Genomic DNA, 17,563 nt, shown 5'->3' with positions numbered 1-17,563 from the left:
TTAATTAGAGCTCAATTCCTAATTCGCCAGCAACTGCGGCACAGCTCTGGCGGGCCTGATTAAGCGACTCACCCAAGCAATTGATGTGGCCCATTTTTCTTCCCATACGTGGCTCGGATTTGCCATAGAGATGCAACTTGGCATCTGGATGGGCAAGGACTTTATTCCACGCCGGTTCAATAGGCCTATCCTCACTACCTTCAAACCAGAGATCGCCCAATAGATTGAGCATCGAAACGGATGACAATAAACGCGTATCACCTAGAGGTAAACGAGCCATTGCTCGAACTTGTTGCTCAAACTGACTAGTGACACAAGCATTCATGGTGTAGTGGCCAGAGTTATGCGGACGCGGGGCAATTTCATTAGCCACGATATCGCCACCTTTTAAAACAAAGAACTCAACGCACAACACGCCGACGTAATCAATCTTGCGAATCAATGCCTTAGCAGCATCAATGATTTTTTTCTCTTGCTGTGGCTTAAGTGAGGGTGCTGGTACTGTTGAAGTATGCAAAATGCCATCGCGATGAATATTCTGAGAAACAGGGTAGGCCACCACTGCATCGTCATAGCCACGCACTACTAAGGCGGATACTTCAAAATCCAATTCCATGCGCTTTTCAAGAACGCAAGGCACTCGACCCAATTCATTCCAAGCCAAGGTTAACTCTTGAGCTGCATGTACTGTGACTTGGCCTTTACCGTCATACCCCATACGGGCAGTCTTCAGAATGGCAGGGAAAAGATCTGCTGGCGCATTGGCAATATCAGCATCATGCTCAATCACAAAATATGGCACTGGGCCAATATTCGTTTCAGCTTTCCAGGTGGCCAAGAATTTCTTTTCAGCGACCCGGTTTTGTGCCAAGGATACGCAGCTGCTGCGCGGTGCTACAAATACACCCAGAGCTTCAAGTTCATCGAGCGCTTGTGCGGGAACATTTTCAAATTCGGTGCTGACGGATTGGCAAATAGATGCCATCTCTTGAAGAGCAGCCTTATCTGTATAGTTTGCTTGAATATATTTTTCAGCAATTGATCCGGCAGGACTATCCGCACCTGGATCTAATACGCAGACTTTGTAGCCCATTGCTTGAGCAGCTTGGGTGAACATCCGACCCAACTGACCGCCACCTAAAATTCCTAAATACGAACCCGGCAAAATGGGTTCCATACGATCTGACATCTATTTAATATCCCGGCAAATTCATGGAGCGTGAAGCATCTGACTGCTTGGCACGGAAATCCTCTAAGCGCTTTGCTAAATCAGCATCATGCAAAGCCAAGTTAGCAACGACATGCAAGGCAGCATTGGCAGCGCCGGCCTCACCAATGGCAAAGGTAGCCACTGGAATGCCTTTGGGCATTTGCACGATGGAGAGTAAGGAGTCTTCACCGCGTAAATACTTACTAGCCACTGGTACTCCGTAAACCGGCACGGTGGTTTTGGCTGCCAACATACCAGGCAAATGAGCTGCACCGCCTGCTCCAGCAATAATGGCTTGTAGGCCATTACTTTGGGCTTGCTCTGCATACTGGAACATATCATCAGGCATGCGGTGTGCAGACACCACTTTGGCCTCATGAGCCACGCCAAACTGCTCTAGCATTTGGGCTGCGTGTTGCATGGTGTCCCAATCTGAATTGGAACCCATGACTATTCCTACTAATGGCTTCTTGCTCATGCGCCTCTCCAAAAACCCTTAATTCCTCAATAAGCCCCTATTATCCCAGCCTTTTGAGTACTCCAGGAATTAGGACTTGGTTAGCCTTGTTAAGGCTTCGCGATACTTCTCTGCCGTCTTTTCGATCACTTCGCTAGGTAATTCTGGGGCGGGGGCTGTTTTAGGCCACAATTTGCCACCTACCATAGCTGTTTCAAGCCAATCGCGCACAAATTGCTTATCGTAAGAAGGTGGGTTTGAACCTACGTAATAGGTCTCCGCAGGCCAAAAACGTGAAGAATCCGCCGTCAGGATCTCATCCATCAAGACCAACTGACCCTGATCATCCAAGCCAAATTCAAACTTCGTATCAGCAATAATGATGCCGCGGGTAGCGGCGTACTCAGAAGCCTCTTTGTATAAACGAATACTCACTTCACGAATTTGATTGGCTAATTTTTCACCAATGAGCTCAATCACTTTCTCAAAAGAGATATTTTCATCATGCTCACCCACATCTGCTTTGGCAGCTGGAGTAAAAATAGGCTCTGGTAATTTTTGTGCATTCTCCAAACCATCGGGCAATGCAATGCCGCAGACCTTGCCAGTCTCTTTGTAATCTTTCCAACCGCTACCAGCCAAGTATCCGCGCACAACCGCCTCAACTAGAATGGGCTTAAGACGTTTCGCAACAACCGCGCGACCCTGCACCTGAGGAACTTCATCAGCAGTAACGACGCTAGCAGGATCAATACCAGTGAGGTGATTCGGAATGACAGAGGCCAATTTATCAAACCAAAAATTGGCCATTTGATTGAGCACTACACCCTTCTCTGGAATAGGCTGGCCCATCACAACATCAAAAGCGGATAGACGATCAGTAGTAATCATCAATAATTTGTCATCACCTAGGGCGTAAACATCACGCACCTTCCCTTTGGATAGCAAAGGCAGTGACTGAATACTCGTAGCATACAAAGCGGGCATTTTTAACTCACTTCACAATCTGAGCTAATTTACCGCTCTTATATAGTTCAGCCATTTTCTCTAAAGAAATTGGTTTAATTTTGGATGCTTGACCAGCAGAACCAAATGCAACAAAGCGGGCGATGCAGACTTGCTTGGCTGCTTCACGAGCTGGCTTCAAATAATCACGTGGATCAAACTTGCTGGGGTTCTCAAAAAGATATCGACGAATTGCGCCAGTCATTGCCAAACGAATATCGGTATCAATATTAATTTTACGAACGCCGTTCTTGATGCCTTCTTGAATTTCTTCAACAGGCACACCGTAGGTCTCTTTCATGTCGCCGCCAAATTCACGAATTTCAGCAAGCAATTCTTGTGGCACGCTCGATGAACCATGCATCACCAAATGGGTATTTGGAATACGTGCGTGGATTTCTTTAATACGATCAATTGCCAAAATATCGCCTGTTGGCTTTTTGGTGAACTTATATGCGCCATGGCTAGTACCAATTGCAATGGCTAAGGCGTCACATTGAGTCGCTTTAACAAAATCTGCAGCTTGCTCAACGTCAGTGAGCAATTGTTCCCGTGTCATCTTGCCGTCGGCACCATGACCATCCTCTTTATCGCCTTGCATTGTTTCCAAAGAGCCCAGCACACCCAACTCTGCCTCAACAGTAACTCCAATAGAGTGGGAAAACTTGACTACCTCTTTGGATACATCGACGTTGTATTCATAACTAGCAACCGATTTCCCATCGGCTTCTAATGAGCCATCCATCATCACACTAGTAAAGCCACTCTTAATAGCAGCCATACAAACAGCTGGGCTTTGACCATGGTCTTGGTGCATGACTACTGGAATATGAGGATAGGCCTCTACCGCAGCAGAAATCAAATGACGTAAAAATGCTTCGCCGGCGTACTTACGTGCACCCGCTGAGGCTTGCATAATCACCGGGGAATCAACCTCATTGGCAGCTTCCATAATTGCAGTAACTTGCTCCAAGTTATTGACGTTAAAAGCGGGTAAGCCGTAACCGTTTTCTGCGGCGTGATCTAAAAGCTGTCTTAGGGAAACTAATGCCATGTTGTTCTCTTAATTCTAGGTTAATAAATAAAAGTTGAAATGGAAATAAAACTTACTTCACATGAATAATTTTGAGTGTATTGGTGCCACCAGGCTCACCCATTGGTTCGCCGCTCGTTAAAACCACTACATCACCCGATTTCACTGCCCCCATAGCCTTCAAACAATATTCCACTTCTTGCAGGGCAGCATCTCGTTCTTTGGTGTAATTCAGGCCAATTGGAAAAACATTGCGGTACGTACTCAGAGCACGCTGGGTAGAGATCTTCGAAGTTAAAGCAAAGATTGGTAAATGAATATTGTGGCGACTCATCCAAATAGGAGTTGAACCAGAATCTGTGAGTGCTGCAATGGCAGTGGCATTTAAGTGATGTGCAGTAAATAAAGCACCCAAAGCAATGGTTTGATCAATACGAGTAAAGGTTTGATCCAAGAAATCAGTATCTAGTTGAACACGATCTGATTGTTCAGCCGCAACACAAATTTCTGCCATCGCTTTAATGGTTTGCACTGGATACATACCTGCAGCAGACTCGGCAGATAGCATCACAGCATCTGTACCATCCAATACTGCATTGGCTACATCGCTCACCTCTGCGCGCGTTGGCACTGGCGCATTGATCATCGACTCCATCATTTGGGTGGCAGTGATCGTAAATTTATCGGCTTCGAGCGCTAAGGCAATCATCCTTTTTTGCAATGCCGGTACAGCCGCATTACCAACCTCAATTGCTAAATCTCCACGAGCCACCATAATGCCATCGCTCTCGGCAATGATGCTCTCTAAAGCTGCAGGCACAATTGCTTCCGCACGCTCCACCTTAGCGATAGTTCGTACCTTACCGACACCATACTTAGAACTCGCCGCATCAGCCAGCTTGCGGGCATAAGCCATATCCGCACCATCTTTTGGAAAACTAATGGCCAAGAAATCAATACCCATCGCAATCGCAGCATCGAGATCAGCAATATCTTTTTCCGTTAATGCAGGCGCAGTTAAACCACCACCAGCACGATTAATACCTTTGTTATTGGAAAGCGGGCCACCTTGTTCAACCCGGGTAAAGATTTCTCCACCCAGCACCTTCTCTACAGTCAAAACCACTAAGCCATCATTTAACAAGAGGCGGTCGCCTGGATGAACATCGCCTGGCAACTCTTTGTAATCAAGTCCCACGCGAGATTGGTCACCAAGCTGACAGTGCACATCCAAGATGAATGATTCACCCTCTTTGAGAACAATTTTGTTATCAGCGAATTTACCTACGCGGATTTTGGGTCCCTGCAGGTCAGCCATAATGCCGACCTCTTTGCCTACTTCAGCCGAAATAGCCCGCACCAAATCATGGCGTGCTTGATGGTCAGCTACCGTACCGTGTGAGAAATTCATACGTACCACATCTACTCCCGCACGAATCATCTCGCGCAGTACTTCAGGCTTTTCAGAAGCAGGCCCTAAGGTAGCAATGATTTTGGTAGCTCTTAGCATGTTTAGTCTTTTGCTCTTTCAGCAAGTACCGCAAAAGCGGGTAAGGTTTTACCTTCCAAAAATTCCAAGAAAGCGCCACCACCAGTGGAGATGTAATCTACTTGATTGGCAATACCATATTTTGCAATGGCTGCCAGGGTATCGCCACCACCAGCGATTGAAAATGCGGGGGAATGGGCAATTGCAGCCGCAAGCATCTTTGTGCCGCCACCAAATTGGTCAATTTCAAATACCCCCAGAGGTCCATTCCACACAATCGTGCCAGCATGGGCCAACATGATGGACAAACGCGCTGCGGTCTTTGGGCCAATATCCAAAATCATGTCATCGTCGGCAACTTGATCTGCAGCAACGCGATTAGCACGGGCCAGTGGGGATAGTTCATTAGCTACTACAACATCTTCCGGAATAGGCACATGCGCACCGCGCTTTTCCATGATGTCCATAATTTCTTTAGCCTCATTCACTAAATCAGGCTCTGCCAATGACTTGCCGATTGGCAAGCCCTTCGCCAACATAAAGGTATTAGCAATACCACCACCCACAATCAACTCATCGACTTTGTCAGCCAAGGCCTTGAGGATAGTTAGCTTAGAAGATACTTTTGATCCCGCCACAATCGCCACCAAGGGACGTTTGGGGCTAGCTAGTGCTCGACTCAAAGCATCCAACTCAGCTGCCATCAAGGGTCCTGCACAAGCGATTGGAGCATATTTAGCGACGCCATTGGTGGTTGCTTCAGCACGGTGAGCGGTTCCAAAAGCGTCATTCACGTAGACATCACATAAGGCGGCTATTTTTTTAGAGAGCTCATCCGAGTTTTTCTTCTCGCCTACATTTAAGCGGCAATTCTCCAGCAGCACTAGGTCACCAGGATTGAGCTCGAAATCACCTTCTACCCAGTCACTAATTAATGGAACCTTACGGTTTAGTAGAGTAGCTATTCGGTCGGCAACTGGCGCCAAACTATCTTCGGGTTTGAATTCACCCTCGGTTGGACGACCCAGATGCGAAGTAACCATAACAGCTGCGCCGGCGTCCAAACACATCTGTACCGCAGGCATGGAGGCCCGAATGCGGGTATCTTCAGTGATATTACCCAAATCATCCTGCGGGACATTCAGATCGGCGCGAATGAAGACCCGTTTTCCCTTTAAAAGGCCTGATTGGGCTAATTCGCTTAAGCGTTTTACTTTATATAAGGATTCCGGCATGAAAATAGATATATGGGGTGGGTTACAGGGAATACTCCATTCTAAATCGTCCCGGGCTAACAAGCTCCAAAGGACTTACCCTGCCTGTTCTACAATAAAGACTGAGACGCATCTGGAGCCTAGGGGCTAAACCCCGCCCCTTAAGCGCGCCCCAATTAACCCGATTTATCAGATACAGAAGGTATAAGAAAATGTCGATGTCTGACCGCGATGGCTTTATTTGGTCCGATGGGAAACTGATTCCCTGGCGTGAGGCCACTATTCATGTGCTAACCCACAGTCTCCACTACGGAATGGGCGTATTTGAGGGCATTCGGGCCTATAAAACCCCCCAAGGAACCGCCATTTTCCGCCTGCCAGAGCATGTCAAGCGCTTATTTAACGGTACAAAGATTTTCCAAATGCAGATGCCCTTCTCCAAAGAAGAGGTGACCAAGGGCATTATTGATGTTGTTAATAGCAATAATCTGGAATCTTGCTATATCCGCCCCATTATCTTTATTGGCTCCCAAAAATTAGGTATTTCCCCCAAAGGCAATAGTATCCATACTTCGATTGCCGCTTGGGAATGGGGCGCTTACCTTGGTGAAGATGGCCTGAATAAAGGTATTCGCGTTAAAACCTCGTCTTTTACTCGTCACTTTGTTAACTCATCACTAGTACGCGCTAAGGCATCTGGCTATTACATTAACTCCATTTTGGCCAACCAAGAAGTGACCGCCAATGGCTACGATGAAGCGTTATTGCTCGATACCGAAGGTTATGTATCCGAAGGTTCTGGTGAAAATATTTTCATGGTGCGTGATGGCATTGTCTATACCCCTGACCTAGCCTCTTGCTTGGATGGCATTACCCGTGACTCGATTATTCAAATCGTGAGAGATCTTGGCTTTGAGCTGCGTGAGAAGCGCCTCACACGCGATGAGATTTATTCCGCTGATGAAGCTTTCTTTACCGGTACCGCTGCCGAGGTAACACCCATTCGTGAGCTCGATGATCGCACTATTGGAGACGGCAAAAAGGGTCCTATTACTGCAAAAATTCAGGAAACTTATTTTTCAGCAGTCTATGGCAAGAATGACAAATATAAGTCATGGCTTACCTACGTCAAGTAATACATAAAACGTTCTTTTAAGTATTAAGGAAGCAGAAAATGAGCGAAGCACAAGTAATAATGATTGATGGCAAGGACTTGCCTTTGCACTGTCCTACCAATAAAACACCGGCCTGGAATTCACATCCAAGGGTGTTTTTAGATATCACTGAAACAGGCGAGGCTAAGTGCCCCTATTGTGGCGCTCATTACAAACTCATCCCTGGCACTGAGCCGCACGGACATTAAACCGTGTTAAGCACCCACGCAGATGTGGGTGCTGCATCGGGATACCTCACATGAACCGTATTCTGATCATCGCCCCTAATTGGATTGGTGATGCAGTCATGTCCCAACCATTGCTGGCCAAGCTCAAAGCGCAATACCCCCACTCTCAAATTGATGTTTTAGCTAGCACTTGGGTTGCCCCCATTTACCGCGCGTGCGCACAAGTGAATCAAGTCATTGAAGCACAGCTGGAGCACAAACAACTGCAATGGTCGATGCGCAAAAAATTGGCTAGAGAACTGCAGGCTCAAAATTATTCGGCTTGTTTTGTATTACCCAACAGCCTTAAATCTGCGCTGATTCCTTGGCTTGCTAATATTCCATTTCGCTTTGGCTATCGAGGCGAGATGCGTTTTGGTCTCATTAACTTCGCCCTAGAAAACCCCAGCAAAGTAAATCGTCCACCCATGGTGGAGCACTATTGCGCCCTGGCATCTTTACTGGAATTAGATCAAGCTCCAGTAACTGCAGCCCCAAATCCTATCCTCACCATCTCTCATGATGCCAAGGGTGCAGTACAAGCTAAATTGACAGCAGCCAATATCAATAACGAGTCTCTCTATGTTTTTTGTCCGGGGGCCGAGTATGGGCCGAGCAAACGCTGGCCAACAGGGCGCTTTGCAAAACTAGCGCAGGCTGTCATTGCTCAAAATTCAAATGCCCAGATAGTCTTATTAGGCAGCAAAGCGGATTACAGCCTTGGGGAGAAAATTATTCAGGGTGCTAATGGACATCCACAGATACATAACTGGTGCGGCAGCACTTCTCTTGATGAAGCGATTGCTTTAATCGGCTTATGCCAGACACTCGTTAGCAATGATTCTGGCCTGATGCATATTGGCGCTGCACTACACATCCCACAAGTAGCCATTTTTGGCTCGAGCGATCCGCAACATACGCCCCCTCTTTCAGATAGGGCAAAAATCATGTGGCTTAATCTACCATGCAGTCCATGCCATAAACGAGAGTGTCCATTAGGGCATCTCAAATGTTTAGACGACATCACCCCCGAAAATGTCCTTCACACTATTTCTTTGCTTCGCTAACCCTTAAATCCAAAGATTACGCCATGTCAAAACTAGCTAGACTCTTTCATAATGCAGATGAAGTTGTAGAAGCTTGGCGGGATGCCCTAAAGCGTCAAGATATTACAGGTGCATTAGCTATCTGGCTTGATGATGACTCGATTACTTGCGTATTACCAGAAGGCCATCGTCTCAGTGGTCATGCTGAGATTAGGGAGGGTCTTGAAAGGCTACTTGCTAAACAAGCGCTTTTTTTAGAACCCATTGCCTGCATCAGTCACTCTGTTTTAGGTGCTGCTGTTTACGATACAACTGAAGCAGTGCACTTGCGTGTTGATCAAATTGAAGCTGCTTTTTTTCTGAACATCACTTTAGTTTTATTGCAAGATAGTCAAGGCTGGCGCATCGCCCATCTACACGCAAGCCGCTCTACCGAAGAAACCTTCAACGCACCCTCCACACCTCACGGCCTGCATTAATCCACAATCATGGATGAACAGGTACTACGTTCTCTTGTTAAGTGGCCTAATGTACCGCAGTGCTTTGGCTGGCTAGCACTAGACCGCCGAGGACAGTGGCGTATGCGCGATGAATATGCGCAGCACCATAGATTGCCAGGATCTCCAATAGTGCATTCAGCTTTAAATGAATTCATTGCCAGGAACTATGCGCGTGATTCTATGGGGCAGTACTTTTTTCAAAATGGTCCTCAACGTGTGTACATCACACTAGATGCCACCCCATGGATAGCTCGCCTCATTCCGCATAAAGATGCCTTTATTCTGCAAACGCAATGTCACAGCAGCATCAAAGCAGAAGGTGCGCTTTGCGATGAATTCGGCAATGTATATATCACTGGCTTAATTAGTCAAAATTGTTGTGATGATTCGAACAGCAATCACTTTACCCATTTAGATCGTTTGAGCGTGGCACTTCTGCATGATCATGATTTAGACTTATTTTCTGGCTTTGCCAAAGTTCATCAAGATGCTTGTAGCTTCAAAGGTTCTTGGGCTTGGAATGGCGCAACACTCCCTTTGGATCCCATTGGCTTTGAAGAGCTCAGTTCACGCTTTGAGTTTATTAAAAATCCCAAAAAGTCTTAAAGCGGTACCGGCTTTTTCTTGCCCAAGTCTTTCATTTCTTCTTGATATCGTCTTTGCATATCACGCAACCTAGCATCAATCGTGGATGCCTGGTAAAAATCAGAGCCGCCGCTGCTTCGTGCAATCTTCAGCTGTTCAATTGCAGAGGGCCATGCGCCCTCAAGGGCATATTTTTCCCCTAAAGCATAGTGACGCATCGGCACATTTTGCGCTTGGTCATAGGCCTTGGATAGCAAGCCCCACCAAAGGATCTCATTAGGCTGTGTCTTAGTGCGCGCTTTTAACCATGCAATAGCATCGTTAGTGCGCCCAAGCTTTAGTTCTGCATTAATCATTGCCACACTAGCAGCATAGGATTGTGGGTAGGCACGCATGGTTGCCTGGGCAATCTGCAAAGCATCTTCATACTTGCCTTTGGCAAGAGCTAGCTCTGATGCCGTTACATCCAAAGAGAGGCTTTGCCTCTGAATAGGCGAACCCGGCGCGCTCGATGCATGTGCTACGTTGCGCGCCTGCTGCAAATAGGATTCTGCTTGATCGATGCGTCCTTGACGCTGCGCTACTAAAGCAAGGCCATAAAAGCCCTCCATTTGCTTTCCGGGCGCAGATTGTTTACTCAAACTCTCAAAGGTATTCTTAAGATCGTACATTCCGCTAGTGGTTCCAGACTGCTCAAAACGAGCACGCGCTTTAATAAAATAGAACTCAATGGCCGTTGGTACTGTTGCTTGTTTAATCATTCGGGCTCGGTCTTGCATATCAGCAATCCGCTCCGTAGTTAAAGGGTGAGTACGAACATAGGCTGGTACCCCGTTATCCATGATCCCCGTCGCTCTTTGTAGACGCTGGAAAAAATCGGGTGCCCCATTGACGTCATAACCACTTGCGGACAATATCTGAAAACCTACTCGATCAGCTTCACGTTCAGCATCTCTTGAATAAGAAAGCTGATTATTAACAGCCAAGGCTTGCCCACCCTGCATAATTCCTACACCTGCATTAGGATTACGTGAAGCAGCTAAAGCTCCTAATGCCATACCTGCCAAGGCAATCATCATATTGGTGGTTTGCTTATCCAACTCGCGCGCTAAATGACGTTGTAAAACGTGTCCGGTTTCATGCCCCATCACCGAAGCCACCTCTGAATCGGTTTCTGCGCTCACTATCAATCCAGTATGAAAACCAATAAAGCCGCCCGGCAAAGCAAACGCATTAATGCTGCTATCTTTAACCACAAAAATTTCAAAGTTATAGGCACCACTACCCTGCTCATTGGCTCCACCTAACTGCAAGCGCTTGGCAGTCTGTATCAGGCGTCGCTCCATCTGATTTAAAAAATCATAGATCGGCAAATCATTAGAATAATCAGGGTCTGGCCTGATTTCTCGCATAATCATTTCACCGTATTTGCGCTCATCCACTCGATTTAAAGCGTCTCCACCAGGATCACCCATATCCGGTAAAACAATGTTGGACTGCGAGTTAATACTTCGCACTGGCAAGTTCGATGACTGGGCATCTGGAGATTGCATAGCCCTGCCAATATTCGCAATTGCAGCTGAATTACCTTCAACTGAAACATCCCCCCAAACATCCGCAGGAGGAGGTGGGGTTCCGCTAGCAGCATATGCTGGGCAAACACCCCCCAAAGCAAGCGCTAGAATCAACTGGCATGCCAGAATTCTCTGGGGCATAGAGTGCGACAATTTATCTTGAGAAGAAGTCTTTATTGATTGCATGCCTATATGGTAAAACTATCCCATGAATAAATTAACGCATTTTGATGATAGTGGCCAAGCTCATATGGTGAACGTGGGTGATAAAGCCAATACCCACCGCATTGCCTTGGCTAGCGGGTTAATTACTATGCTACCCCAAACATTTGACATGGTGATGGCTGGTAATCATAAAAAAGGTGATGTTCTAGGAATTGCCCGAATTGCAGCCATACAAGCATCCAAAAAAACTTCTGAGCTAATCCCTTTATGCCACCCATTGGTACTAACTCACGTTAGCGTGGAGTTTCAACCCAATCAAGAGACTAGTAGCATTAGTTGTCATGTCAGAGCCGAAACTACAGGACCGACTGGCGTTGAAATGGAAGCGCTTACCGCAGTTCAAGTTGCCCTCCTCACAATCTACGATATGTGCAAAGCAGTCGATAGAGGGATGATTATGGGTGACATCAAACTACTTGAGAAGAGTGGTGGCAAGAGTGGAGATTGGAAGGTGGTCGATCAATAAAAAACCACCCGCAGGTGGTTTATCTTGCTTTTTATCTCCCAACCCTACACTCAGATGGCAATAATTGAGAAATAAGATTGGTCTCGGTAGAGCGACATGACCACCCACCTGACCAGGTTGAGCCTTCTGGCTTAGAAAGATCAAGCGGCTTGGGAACATTTGCATCTGGCTCATTCGTTGGAATCAAGTGCAAGGTATTTTTGCCCTCAGGGGCAACGCTAATTTGATAATCAATTGCAATGGCTCCTGATGGCGTGACCTCTATCAACTTCACACTTCTAGTGGGCGTAAAAGTGAACGAGCCATGAGTAGCCTCATCCATAGCTACCGTTCCACGACTTGCAAAAGCTTCCGTTACTGCCATTTTGGCGCTAGAGGATAAATTCATACCCTCAACAATTCGACTGCGCGCAATATAGTCTTGATATTGGGGCACAGCAACAGCCACCAGAATACCGATGATGGCAACTACGACCATCACCTCAATTAATGTAAATCCAGCTTCTGAAGCATTACTTTGCTGATGATCTTGTAGCGTACTTTTTTGCATCACTTTATCTCCTGGTGTTAAACCCTGATGATCCATCTTATAGCTCTAACAACCAACACACATCGCCATCAGAAAGCTCTGATTTAAGAGTCCGTCTTTTTCGAATCCTTTTTCTTCAAGTAAGTGCCGGCAAGAATCACAATAGCCACACCAACTACTTCGAATAAGGTGCGTGCATTTTCCAACCCATCTTGCTGAATTAACCCTTTAATAATTGGGTCTCCAGCCAACATATCCCCAGCCAATAAGCCAAGCAACCCAGCCCCTAAAGTAATAATGATAGGGAAGCGATTCATGGCCTTAAGTAATATGGTGCTGCCGAAAATAATCAAAGGAATAGAAAGACCCAGTCCGATGATTAAGAGCAGTAAGCGAGTCTCTTCCGGCCCCTTTTGGGCCGCAGCGGCAACTGCAATTACGTTATCCAAACTCATCACTAAATCAGCCAACAAAATTGTCCGAATTGCACCCCATACACTGGGGTGGGCTTGAGTCTCAGCCTCCCCATCACCATCTGCTAATAACTGCACCCCAATCCAAATTAAAGCAATTGCACCAATGATTTTTAGGTAGGGCAGATTCAATAATTGAACAGCAGCAATCGTTAAAACGATGCGCAAAATGATGGCAGCAGCGCTACCCCAAAAAATTGCCCTGCCTTGCTGCCCTTTTGGCAAATTACGGGAGGCTAAGGCAATCACTACTGCGTTATCTCCCGACAGCAAAATATTAGCTACAACGATTGAAAGTAGCGCAGTCAAAAAGACTGGATTTAATAATGTCGAAATATCCAAACTGCCCATTCAATATCTTTCAAATAAAACAGCTCCCTAAGGAGCTGTAGTCTCATGATGCATCCGATAAATTGTTTACAGCATAGCCTTTAATAAAGCAGCCATTTCGGATGGGTTGCGTGTTACTTTAAAACCGCACTCCTCCATCACTTCCAATTTGGCGTCTGCAGTATCCGCACCACCAGAAATCAATGCACCAGCATGGCCCATACGTTTTCCAGGAGGCGCAGTTACGCCAGCAATAAATCCTACTACTGGCTTTTTCATATTCTCTTTGCACCAGCGAGCCGCTTCCGCCTCATCTGGACCACCGATTTCACCAATCATGATGACTGCATCAGTTTCAGGATCATCGTTGAACATTCTCATGATATCGATATGCTTGAGACCATTGATTGGATCGCCACCAATACCTACGGCAGTAGATTGACCAAGGCCAATGGCAGTCAATTGCCCAACAGCTTCATAGGTCAAAGTACCGGAACGGCTCACCACACCAATGCGACCCTTCTTATGAATATGGCCCGGCATAATGCCGATTTTGATCTCATCTGGAGTAATGATGCCAGGGCAGTTAGGGCCAAGCAACAAGGTCTTCTTGCCACCAGCAGCTTCCTTTGCCTTCATCTTATTGCGCACTTCCAACATGTCGCGCACAGGTATACCTTCGGTAATACAAATCACAAAATCAAGATCTGCCTCTACTGCTTCCCAAATCGCTGCTGCTGCGCCTGGAGGCGGAACGTAGATCACAGAAGTAGTGGCGCCTGTTTGTTGAGCAGCCTCTTTAACCGTTCCGTAAATTGGAATATTAAAAATAGATTCGCCCGCTTTTTTTGGATTGACGCCTGCTACAAAACAGTTTTTACCGTTTGCATACTCTTGACACTTTTCAGTGTGGAACTGACCGGTCTTACCAGTGATACCTTGTGTAATGACTTTGGTGTTTTTATTAATCAAAATAGACATATTGAAATTCCTTGATTATTTGTTTTTGGCAACAGCAGCAACTACCTTAGTAGCGGCTTCAGCCATTGAATCGGCACTAATAATAGGCAAACCAGAGTCAGCAAGAATTTTCTTGCCCAACTCTTCGTTGGTACCCTTCATGCGCACAACCAAAGGCACAGTCAAGTTGACTGCTTTACAGGCTGTAACCACACCATCAGCAATCACATCACAACGCATAATGCCGCCGAAGATGTTGACCAAAATCGCTTCCACACTCTTATTTTTGAGCATGATCTTGAAAGCTTCGGTTACTTTTTCTGCTGTAGCGCCACCACCTACGTCCAAGAAGTTTGCTGGCTCGCCACCAAATAACTTGATCGTATCCATCGTAGCCATCGCCAATCCGGCGCCATTTACTAAGCAACCAATATTGCCATCTAGAGAGATGTAGGCCAAATCAAATTTGGAGGCCTCAATCTCAGCAGCATCCTCTTCGTCGATATCACGGTAAGCAACGATTTCTGGATGACGGTACAAAGCATTGGGATCAAAGTTGAATTTGGCATCCAGTGCCTTGATCTTGCCATTCCCCTCAAGGATTAATGGATTAATCTCAACCAAAGAGGCATCAGTTTCCCAATAGGTTTTGTAGAGGTTTTTAAATACTTCACTAGCCATTGGAATGGAGGCATCTGGAACACCAATTCCTTTAGCAATCACGGTGCAATCAGCATCTGTCAGACCAATCAATGGATCAACAAATACCTTAATAATTTTTTCGGGATGTGACTCAGCCACTTCCTCAATATCCATACCGCCTTCGCTAGAAGCCATAATCACGTTCTTTTGTGATGCACGGTCAGTCACTACGCTGAAGTAGTACTCTTTTTTTGATATCAGCACCATCTTCAATCAAAAGGCGATTTACCTTTTGACCTTCCGGTCCCGTTTGATGTGTTTTGAGCTGCATGCCTAAGATTTCAGAAGCATATTTCTTTACTTCATCCATACTTCTGGCTAATTTGACACCACCGCCTTTACCACGACCACCCGCATGAATTTGCGCCTTGACAACCCATATTGGGCCGCCTAATTTCTCGGCAGCTGATACAGCCTCATCAACACTAAAAGCAGGAATGCCGTTTGGAACAGGCACATTAAATTGGCGCAGAAGTTCTTTGCCTTGGTACTCGTGAATTTTCATAATTACTCCCGAAACAGTATCTTTTTTAGCAAGCGACGAGGATTAGCAAACCCAATTACTTTTGTTGAAATTCAATAAATGTGAATGGTTTTACCGACTCTATGAGTCTATCATGCTGCAACGCGGCATTTTGACCGGCCTACTCCGTACTTGCCCTAGTCTGAACGGCCGCCAATAATCTTTGCAACGATCGCCGAGCTGAATCCTTTTGAGGCCAGAAAGCGGTATTGACGGGCCCGCTCTTTTGGCTCTTGTGCCATCGAACCAAACTTCCTGAGCCAGAGCTCTTTTGCGCGCTCAAATTCAGAATCTCTCAGGCTCTGAAGTAAATCAAGCGTTTTATTACTATCCACGCCAGCGCGTTGTAGCTCTTCTTGGATTTTGCGAGTTCCGTAGCGCTCACTACGACGGCGAGCCAAGGATTCTGCAAAGCGCTCATCTGAGAGCCAACCGCGCGCCTCAAAATCATCCAGTACCTCTTCAATTTGCAGCGCTATCGGTTTGCCGGAAACCTCAGGTTCCTTGTTATTCAGGGATGCACGCTGCAAGCGTCTAGCCTCAGACTCTTCCAGCTTGCTTGCCAAACCTTTGCGACTGTATTCACGCAAGGATAAAAGGCGCAAAGCCCGAGCTTTTAGACTCGGGCCTTGTTTCACTTTGTCACCTAAGTCTGACATCGATTACTTAGACTTCTTCTTCCTCACTAAGCACATCGCTCACCACGGCAGAACCCGCCTTTACGCCCAGCTTCTGGCGAATTTTGGCTTCAATATCCTTAGCGATGGCAGGATTCTCTTTTAAGAATTCACGCACATTGTCTTTGCCCTGGCCAATACGGTCGCCGTTATAGCTATACCAAGAGCCTGATTTCTCAACGAGATCAGCCTCGACACCCATATCAATAATTTCACCCTCACGTGAAATACCAGCGCCGTACATGATGTCAAAAATAGCTTCACGGAATGGAGGGGATACTTTGTTTTTGACAACCTTCACACGAGTTTCATTACCGACAACCTCATCGCCTTTTTTAATACTACCAATGCGGCGAATATCCAAACGCATCGAGGCATAAAACTTCAAAGCGTTACCGCCAGTAGTCGTTTCAGGTGAGCCAAACATCACACCAATCTTCATACGAATTTGGTTAATAAAGATCACCGTTGTATTCGTGCGCTTAATAGCGCCAGTCAACTTACGCAGGGCTTGGCTCATCAATCGCGCCTGCAGACCGGGTAATGAATCACCCATGTCCCCTTCAATTTCAGCCCTTGGCACTAAAGCGGCCACCGAGTCGATCACGATCAAATCAATCGAGCCAGAACGCACTAGAGCGTCTGCAATTTCTAAAGCTTGCTCACCAGTATCTGGTTGAGAAATCAATAAATTATTTACGTCAACACCAAGACGTGAGGCATATTGCACATCTAACGCATGCTCTGCATCAATAAAGGCGCAGGTTCCACCTAACTTTTGCATTTCCGCAATAGCATGCAAAGTGAGGGTAGTTTTTCCAGAAGATTCTGGACCGTAAATTTCGATGACACGACCGCGTGCTAAGCCGCCAACTCCTAAAGCAATATCCAGCCCAAGTGAACCGCTCGATACCACGGAGATATCTTCGTTAATTTCTGCGTCGCCCAAACGCATGATTGAACCTTTACCAAATTGCTTCTCAATTTGAGCCAGGGCCGCCGTTAGTGCTTTTTGCTTGTCTCCACTCATTCCATCAAATTCTGATGAGGCTGATTTTTTCTTATCATCGAAGGCCATTTTGAATTCCTTTTCGCTATGTATTGGGCTAGTTCCCGAAGTTTTATATGCTGCTGAACAACTTAGAGGCTACTGTATATAAAAACAGTACTCATTGCAAGCACCT

At 46.3% G+C, this 17,563-nt stretch carries 18 protein-coding genes and 1 pseudogene; 6 read left to right on the top strand and 13 right to left on the bottom strand.

Features of this window, described 5'->3' with window-relative positions; translation table 11 throughout:
• Positions 1-4 precede the first annotated feature (4 nt).
• The 6 genes from BOQ04_RS05415 to BOQ04_RS05390 form a co-directional block, all read right to left on the bottom strand.
• Positions 5-1,189, bottom strand: a complete 1,185-nt coding sequence (locus BOQ04_RS05415; protein ID WP_076023737.1) for a 5-(carboxyamino)imidazole ribonucleotide synthase — start codon at positions 1,187-1,189, stop codon at positions 5-7.
• A gap of 4 nt (positions 1,190-1,193) precedes the next feature.
• The gene (gene purE, locus BOQ04_RS05410; RefSeq protein ID WP_076023736.1) at positions 1,194-1,688 is read right to left on the bottom strand and encodes a 5-(carboxyamino)imidazole ribonucleotide mutase; all 495 of its coding nucleotides are present in this window, start codon (positions 1,686-1,688) and stop codon (positions 1,194-1,196) included.
• A 69-nt stretch (positions 1,689-1,757) separates the two neighbouring features.
• Positions 1,758-2,654 carry a phosphoribosylaminoimidazolesuccinocarboxamide synthase gene (locus BOQ04_RS05405; RefSeq protein ID WP_076023735.1) on the bottom strand — a complete coding sequence of 299 codons (897 nt, stop codon included), beginning with the start codon at positions 2,652-2,654 and terminating at the stop codon, positions 1,758-1,760.
• A 7-nt stretch (positions 2,655-2,661) separates the two neighbouring features.
• Entirely contained in the window at positions 2,662-3,726 is a 1,065-nt protein-coding gene (fba, locus tag BOQ04_RS05400) for a class II fructose-bisphosphate aldolase (RefSeq protein WP_076023734.1), read from the bottom strand.
• A gap of 52 nt (positions 3,727-3,778) precedes the next feature.
• Positions 3,779-5,215, bottom strand: coding sequence for a pyruvate kinase (gene pyk, locus BOQ04_RS05395; RefSeq protein WP_076023733.1), 1,437 nt, complete (start codon positions 5,213-5,215; stop codon positions 3,779-3,781).
• 2 nt (positions 5,216-5,217) lie between these two features.
• On the bottom strand, positions 5,218-6,429 hold the full coding sequence (locus BOQ04_RS05390; protein ID WP_076023732.1) for a phosphoglycerate kinase: 1,212 nt from the start codon (positions 6,427-6,429) through the stop codon (positions 5,218-5,220).
• Positions 6,430-6,620: 191 nt separating this feature from the next.
• Between BOQ04_RS05390 and BOQ04_RS05385 the strand changes: the two genes are divergently transcribed.
• From BOQ04_RS05385 to BOQ04_RS05365, 5 genes are read left to right on the top strand one after another with little or no spacing between them, the layout of a single operon-like run.
• Positions 6,621-7,544 carry a branched-chain amino acid transaminase gene (locus BOQ04_RS05385; protein ID WP_076023731.1) on the top strand — a complete coding sequence of 308 codons (924 nt, stop codon included), beginning with the start codon at positions 6,621-6,623 and terminating at the stop codon, positions 7,542-7,544.
• A 38-nt stretch (positions 7,545-7,582) separates the two neighbouring features.
• On the top strand, positions 7,583-7,771 hold the full coding sequence (locus BOQ04_RS05380) for a zinc-finger domain-containing protein (RefSeq protein WP_076023730.1): 189 nt from the start codon (positions 7,583-7,585) through the stop codon (positions 7,769-7,771).
• Positions 7,772-7,821: 50 nt separating this feature from the next.
• Entirely contained in the window at positions 7,822-8,856 is a 1,035-nt protein-coding gene (gene waaF, locus BOQ04_RS05375) for a lipopolysaccharide heptosyltransferase II (protein ID WP_076023729.1), read from the top strand.
• 23 nt (positions 8,857-8,879) lie between these two features.
• Positions 8,880-9,314: a YybH family protein gene (locus tag BOQ04_RS05370; RefSeq protein ID WP_076023728.1), complete on the top strand. Its 435-nt coding sequence runs from the start codon at positions 8,880-8,882 to the stop codon at positions 9,312-9,314.
• Positions 9,315-9,323: 9 nt separating this feature from the next.
• Positions 9,324-9,941: a DUF2946 family protein gene (locus BOQ04_RS05365; RefSeq protein WP_076023727.1), complete on the top strand. Its 618-nt coding sequence runs from the start codon at positions 9,324-9,326 to the stop codon at positions 9,939-9,941.
• Here the strand turns inward: BOQ04_RS05365 and BOQ04_RS05360 are convergent.
• On the bottom strand, positions 9,938-11,635 hold the full coding sequence (locus BOQ04_RS05360; RefSeq protein WP_143742153.1) for a M48 family metalloprotease: 1,698 nt from the start codon (positions 11,633-11,635) through the stop codon (positions 9,938-9,940). The genes BOQ04_RS05365 and BOQ04_RS05360 overlap by 4 nt on opposite strands.
• A 67-nt stretch (positions 11,636-11,702) precedes the next feature.
• On the opposite strand from BOQ04_RS05360, the gene moaC reads away from it, so the two are divergent.
• Entirely contained in the window at positions 11,703-12,185 is a 483-nt protein-coding gene (moaC, locus tag BOQ04_RS05355) for a cyclic pyranopterin monophosphate synthase MoaC (protein WP_076023725.1), read from the top strand.
• Positions 12,186-12,216: 31 nt separating this feature from the next.
• On the opposite strand, the gene BOQ04_RS10995 is transcribed toward moaC, so the two are convergent.
• The 6 genes and pseudogenes from BOQ04_RS10995 to recA form a co-directional block, all read right to left on the bottom strand.
• On the bottom strand, positions 12,217-12,735 hold the full coding sequence (locus tag BOQ04_RS10995; protein ID WP_076023851.1) for a pilin: 519 nt from the start codon (positions 12,733-12,735) through the stop codon (positions 12,217-12,219).
• Positions 12,736-12,818: 83 nt separating this feature from the next.
• A complete protein-coding gene (locus tag BOQ04_RS05345; RefSeq protein ID WP_076023724.1) occupies positions 12,819-13,538 on the bottom strand; it encodes a TerC family protein in 720 nt (239 codons plus the stop codon).
• 66 nt (positions 13,539-13,604) lie between these two features.
• Positions 13,605-14,498, bottom strand: coding sequence for a succinate--CoA ligase subunit alpha (sucD, locus tag BOQ04_RS05340; RefSeq protein ID WP_076023723.1), 894 nt, complete (start codon positions 14,496-14,498; stop codon positions 13,605-13,607).
• A gap of 15 nt (positions 14,499-14,513) precedes the next feature.
• A pseudogene (gene sucC, locus BOQ04_RS05335) lies at positions 14,514-15,684 on the bottom strand (ADP-forming succinate--CoA ligase subunit beta).
• A gap of 155 nt (positions 15,685-15,839) precedes the next feature.
• On the bottom strand, positions 15,840-16,361 hold the full coding sequence (recX, locus tag BOQ04_RS05330; RefSeq protein ID WP_076023722.1) for a recombination regulator RecX: 522 nt from the start codon (positions 16,359-16,361) through the stop codon (positions 15,840-15,842).
• A gap of 7 nt (positions 16,362-16,368) precedes the next feature.
• Complete coding sequence (recA, locus tag BOQ04_RS05325) at positions 16,369-17,457, bottom strand: recombinase RecA (protein ID WP_076023721.1); 1,089 nt, start codon at positions 17,455-17,457, stop codon at positions 16,369-16,371.
• Positions 17,458-17,563 lie beyond the last annotated feature (106 nt).

This window comes from Polynucleobacter sphagniphilus (genome assembly GCF_001953355.1).
Classification (GTDB): Bacteria; Pseudomonadota; Gammaproteobacteria; order Burkholderiales; family Burkholderiaceae; genus Polynucleobacter; species Polynucleobacter sphagniphilus.
The sequence above is the reverse complement of the archived record's forward strand: the minus strand, read 5'-3'. Positions and strand labels throughout refer to the sequence as shown.

Excerpts from the sequence above, each read along its gene's own strand:
- BOQ04_RS05415 (WP_076023737.1), bottom strand. The coding sequence starts at position 1,189 with ATGTCAGATCGTATGGAACCCATTTTGCCGGGTTCGTATTTAGGAATT.
- purE (WP_076023736.1), bottom strand. The coding sequence starts at position 1,688 with ATGAGCAAGAAGCCATTAGTAGGAATAGTCATGGGTTCCAATTCAGAT.
- BOQ04_RS05405 (WP_076023735.1), bottom strand. The coding sequence starts at position 2,654 with ATGCCCGCTTTGTATGCTACGAGTATTCAGTCACTGCCTTTGCTATCC.
- fba (WP_076023734.1), bottom strand. The coding sequence starts at position 3,726 with ATGGCATTAGTTTCCCTAAGACAGCTTTTAGATCACGCCGCAGAAAAC.
- pyk (WP_076023733.1), bottom strand. The coding sequence starts at position 5,215 with ATGCTAAGAGCTACCAAAATCATTGCTACCTTAGGGCCTGCTTCTGAA.
- BOQ04_RS05390 (WP_076023732.1), bottom strand. The coding sequence starts at position 6,429 with ATGCCGGAATCCTTATATAAAGTAAAACGCTTAAGCGAATTAGCCCAA.
- BOQ04_RS05385 (WP_076023731.1), top strand. The coding sequence starts at position 6,621 with ATGTCGATGTCTGACCGCGATGGCTTTATTTGGTCCGATGGGAAACTG.
- BOQ04_RS05380 (WP_076023730.1), top strand. The coding sequence starts at position 7,583 with ATGAGCGAAGCACAAGTAATAATGATTGATGGCAAGGACTTGCCTTTG.
- waaF (WP_076023729.1), top strand. The coding sequence starts at position 7,822 with ATGAACCGTATTCTGATCATCGCCCCTAATTGGATTGGTGATGCAGTC.
- BOQ04_RS05370 (WP_076023728.1), top strand. The coding sequence starts at position 8,880 with ATGTCAAAACTAGCTAGACTCTTTCATAATGCAGATGAAGTTGTAGAA.
- BOQ04_RS05365 (WP_076023727.1), top strand. The coding sequence starts at position 9,324 with ATGGATGAACAGGTACTACGTTCTCTTGTTAAGTGGCCTAATGTACCG.
- BOQ04_RS05360 (WP_143742153.1), bottom strand. The coding sequence starts at position 11,635 with ATGCCCCAGAGAATTCTGGCATGCCAGTTGATTCTAGCGCTTGCTTTG.
- moaC (WP_076023725.1), top strand. The coding sequence starts at position 11,703 with ATGAATAAATTAACGCATTTTGATGATAGTGGCCAAGCTCATATGGTG.
- BOQ04_RS10995 (WP_076023851.1), bottom strand. The coding sequence starts at position 12,735 with ATGCAAAAAAGTACGCTACAAGATCATCAGCAAAGTAATGCTTCAGAA.
- BOQ04_RS05345 (WP_076023724.1), bottom strand. The coding sequence starts at position 13,538 with ATGGGCAGTTTGGATATTTCGACATTATTAAATCCAGTCTTTTTGACT.
- sucD (WP_076023723.1), bottom strand. The coding sequence starts at position 14,498 with ATGTCTATTTTGATTAATAAAAACACCAAAGTCATTACACAAGGTATC.
- recX (WP_076023722.1), bottom strand. The coding sequence starts at position 16,361 with ATGTCAGACTTAGGTGACAAAGTGAAACAAGGCCCGAGTCTAAAAGCT.
- recA (WP_076023721.1), bottom strand. The coding sequence starts at position 17,457 with ATGGCCTTCGATGATAAGAAAAAATCAGCCTCATCAGAATTTGATGGA.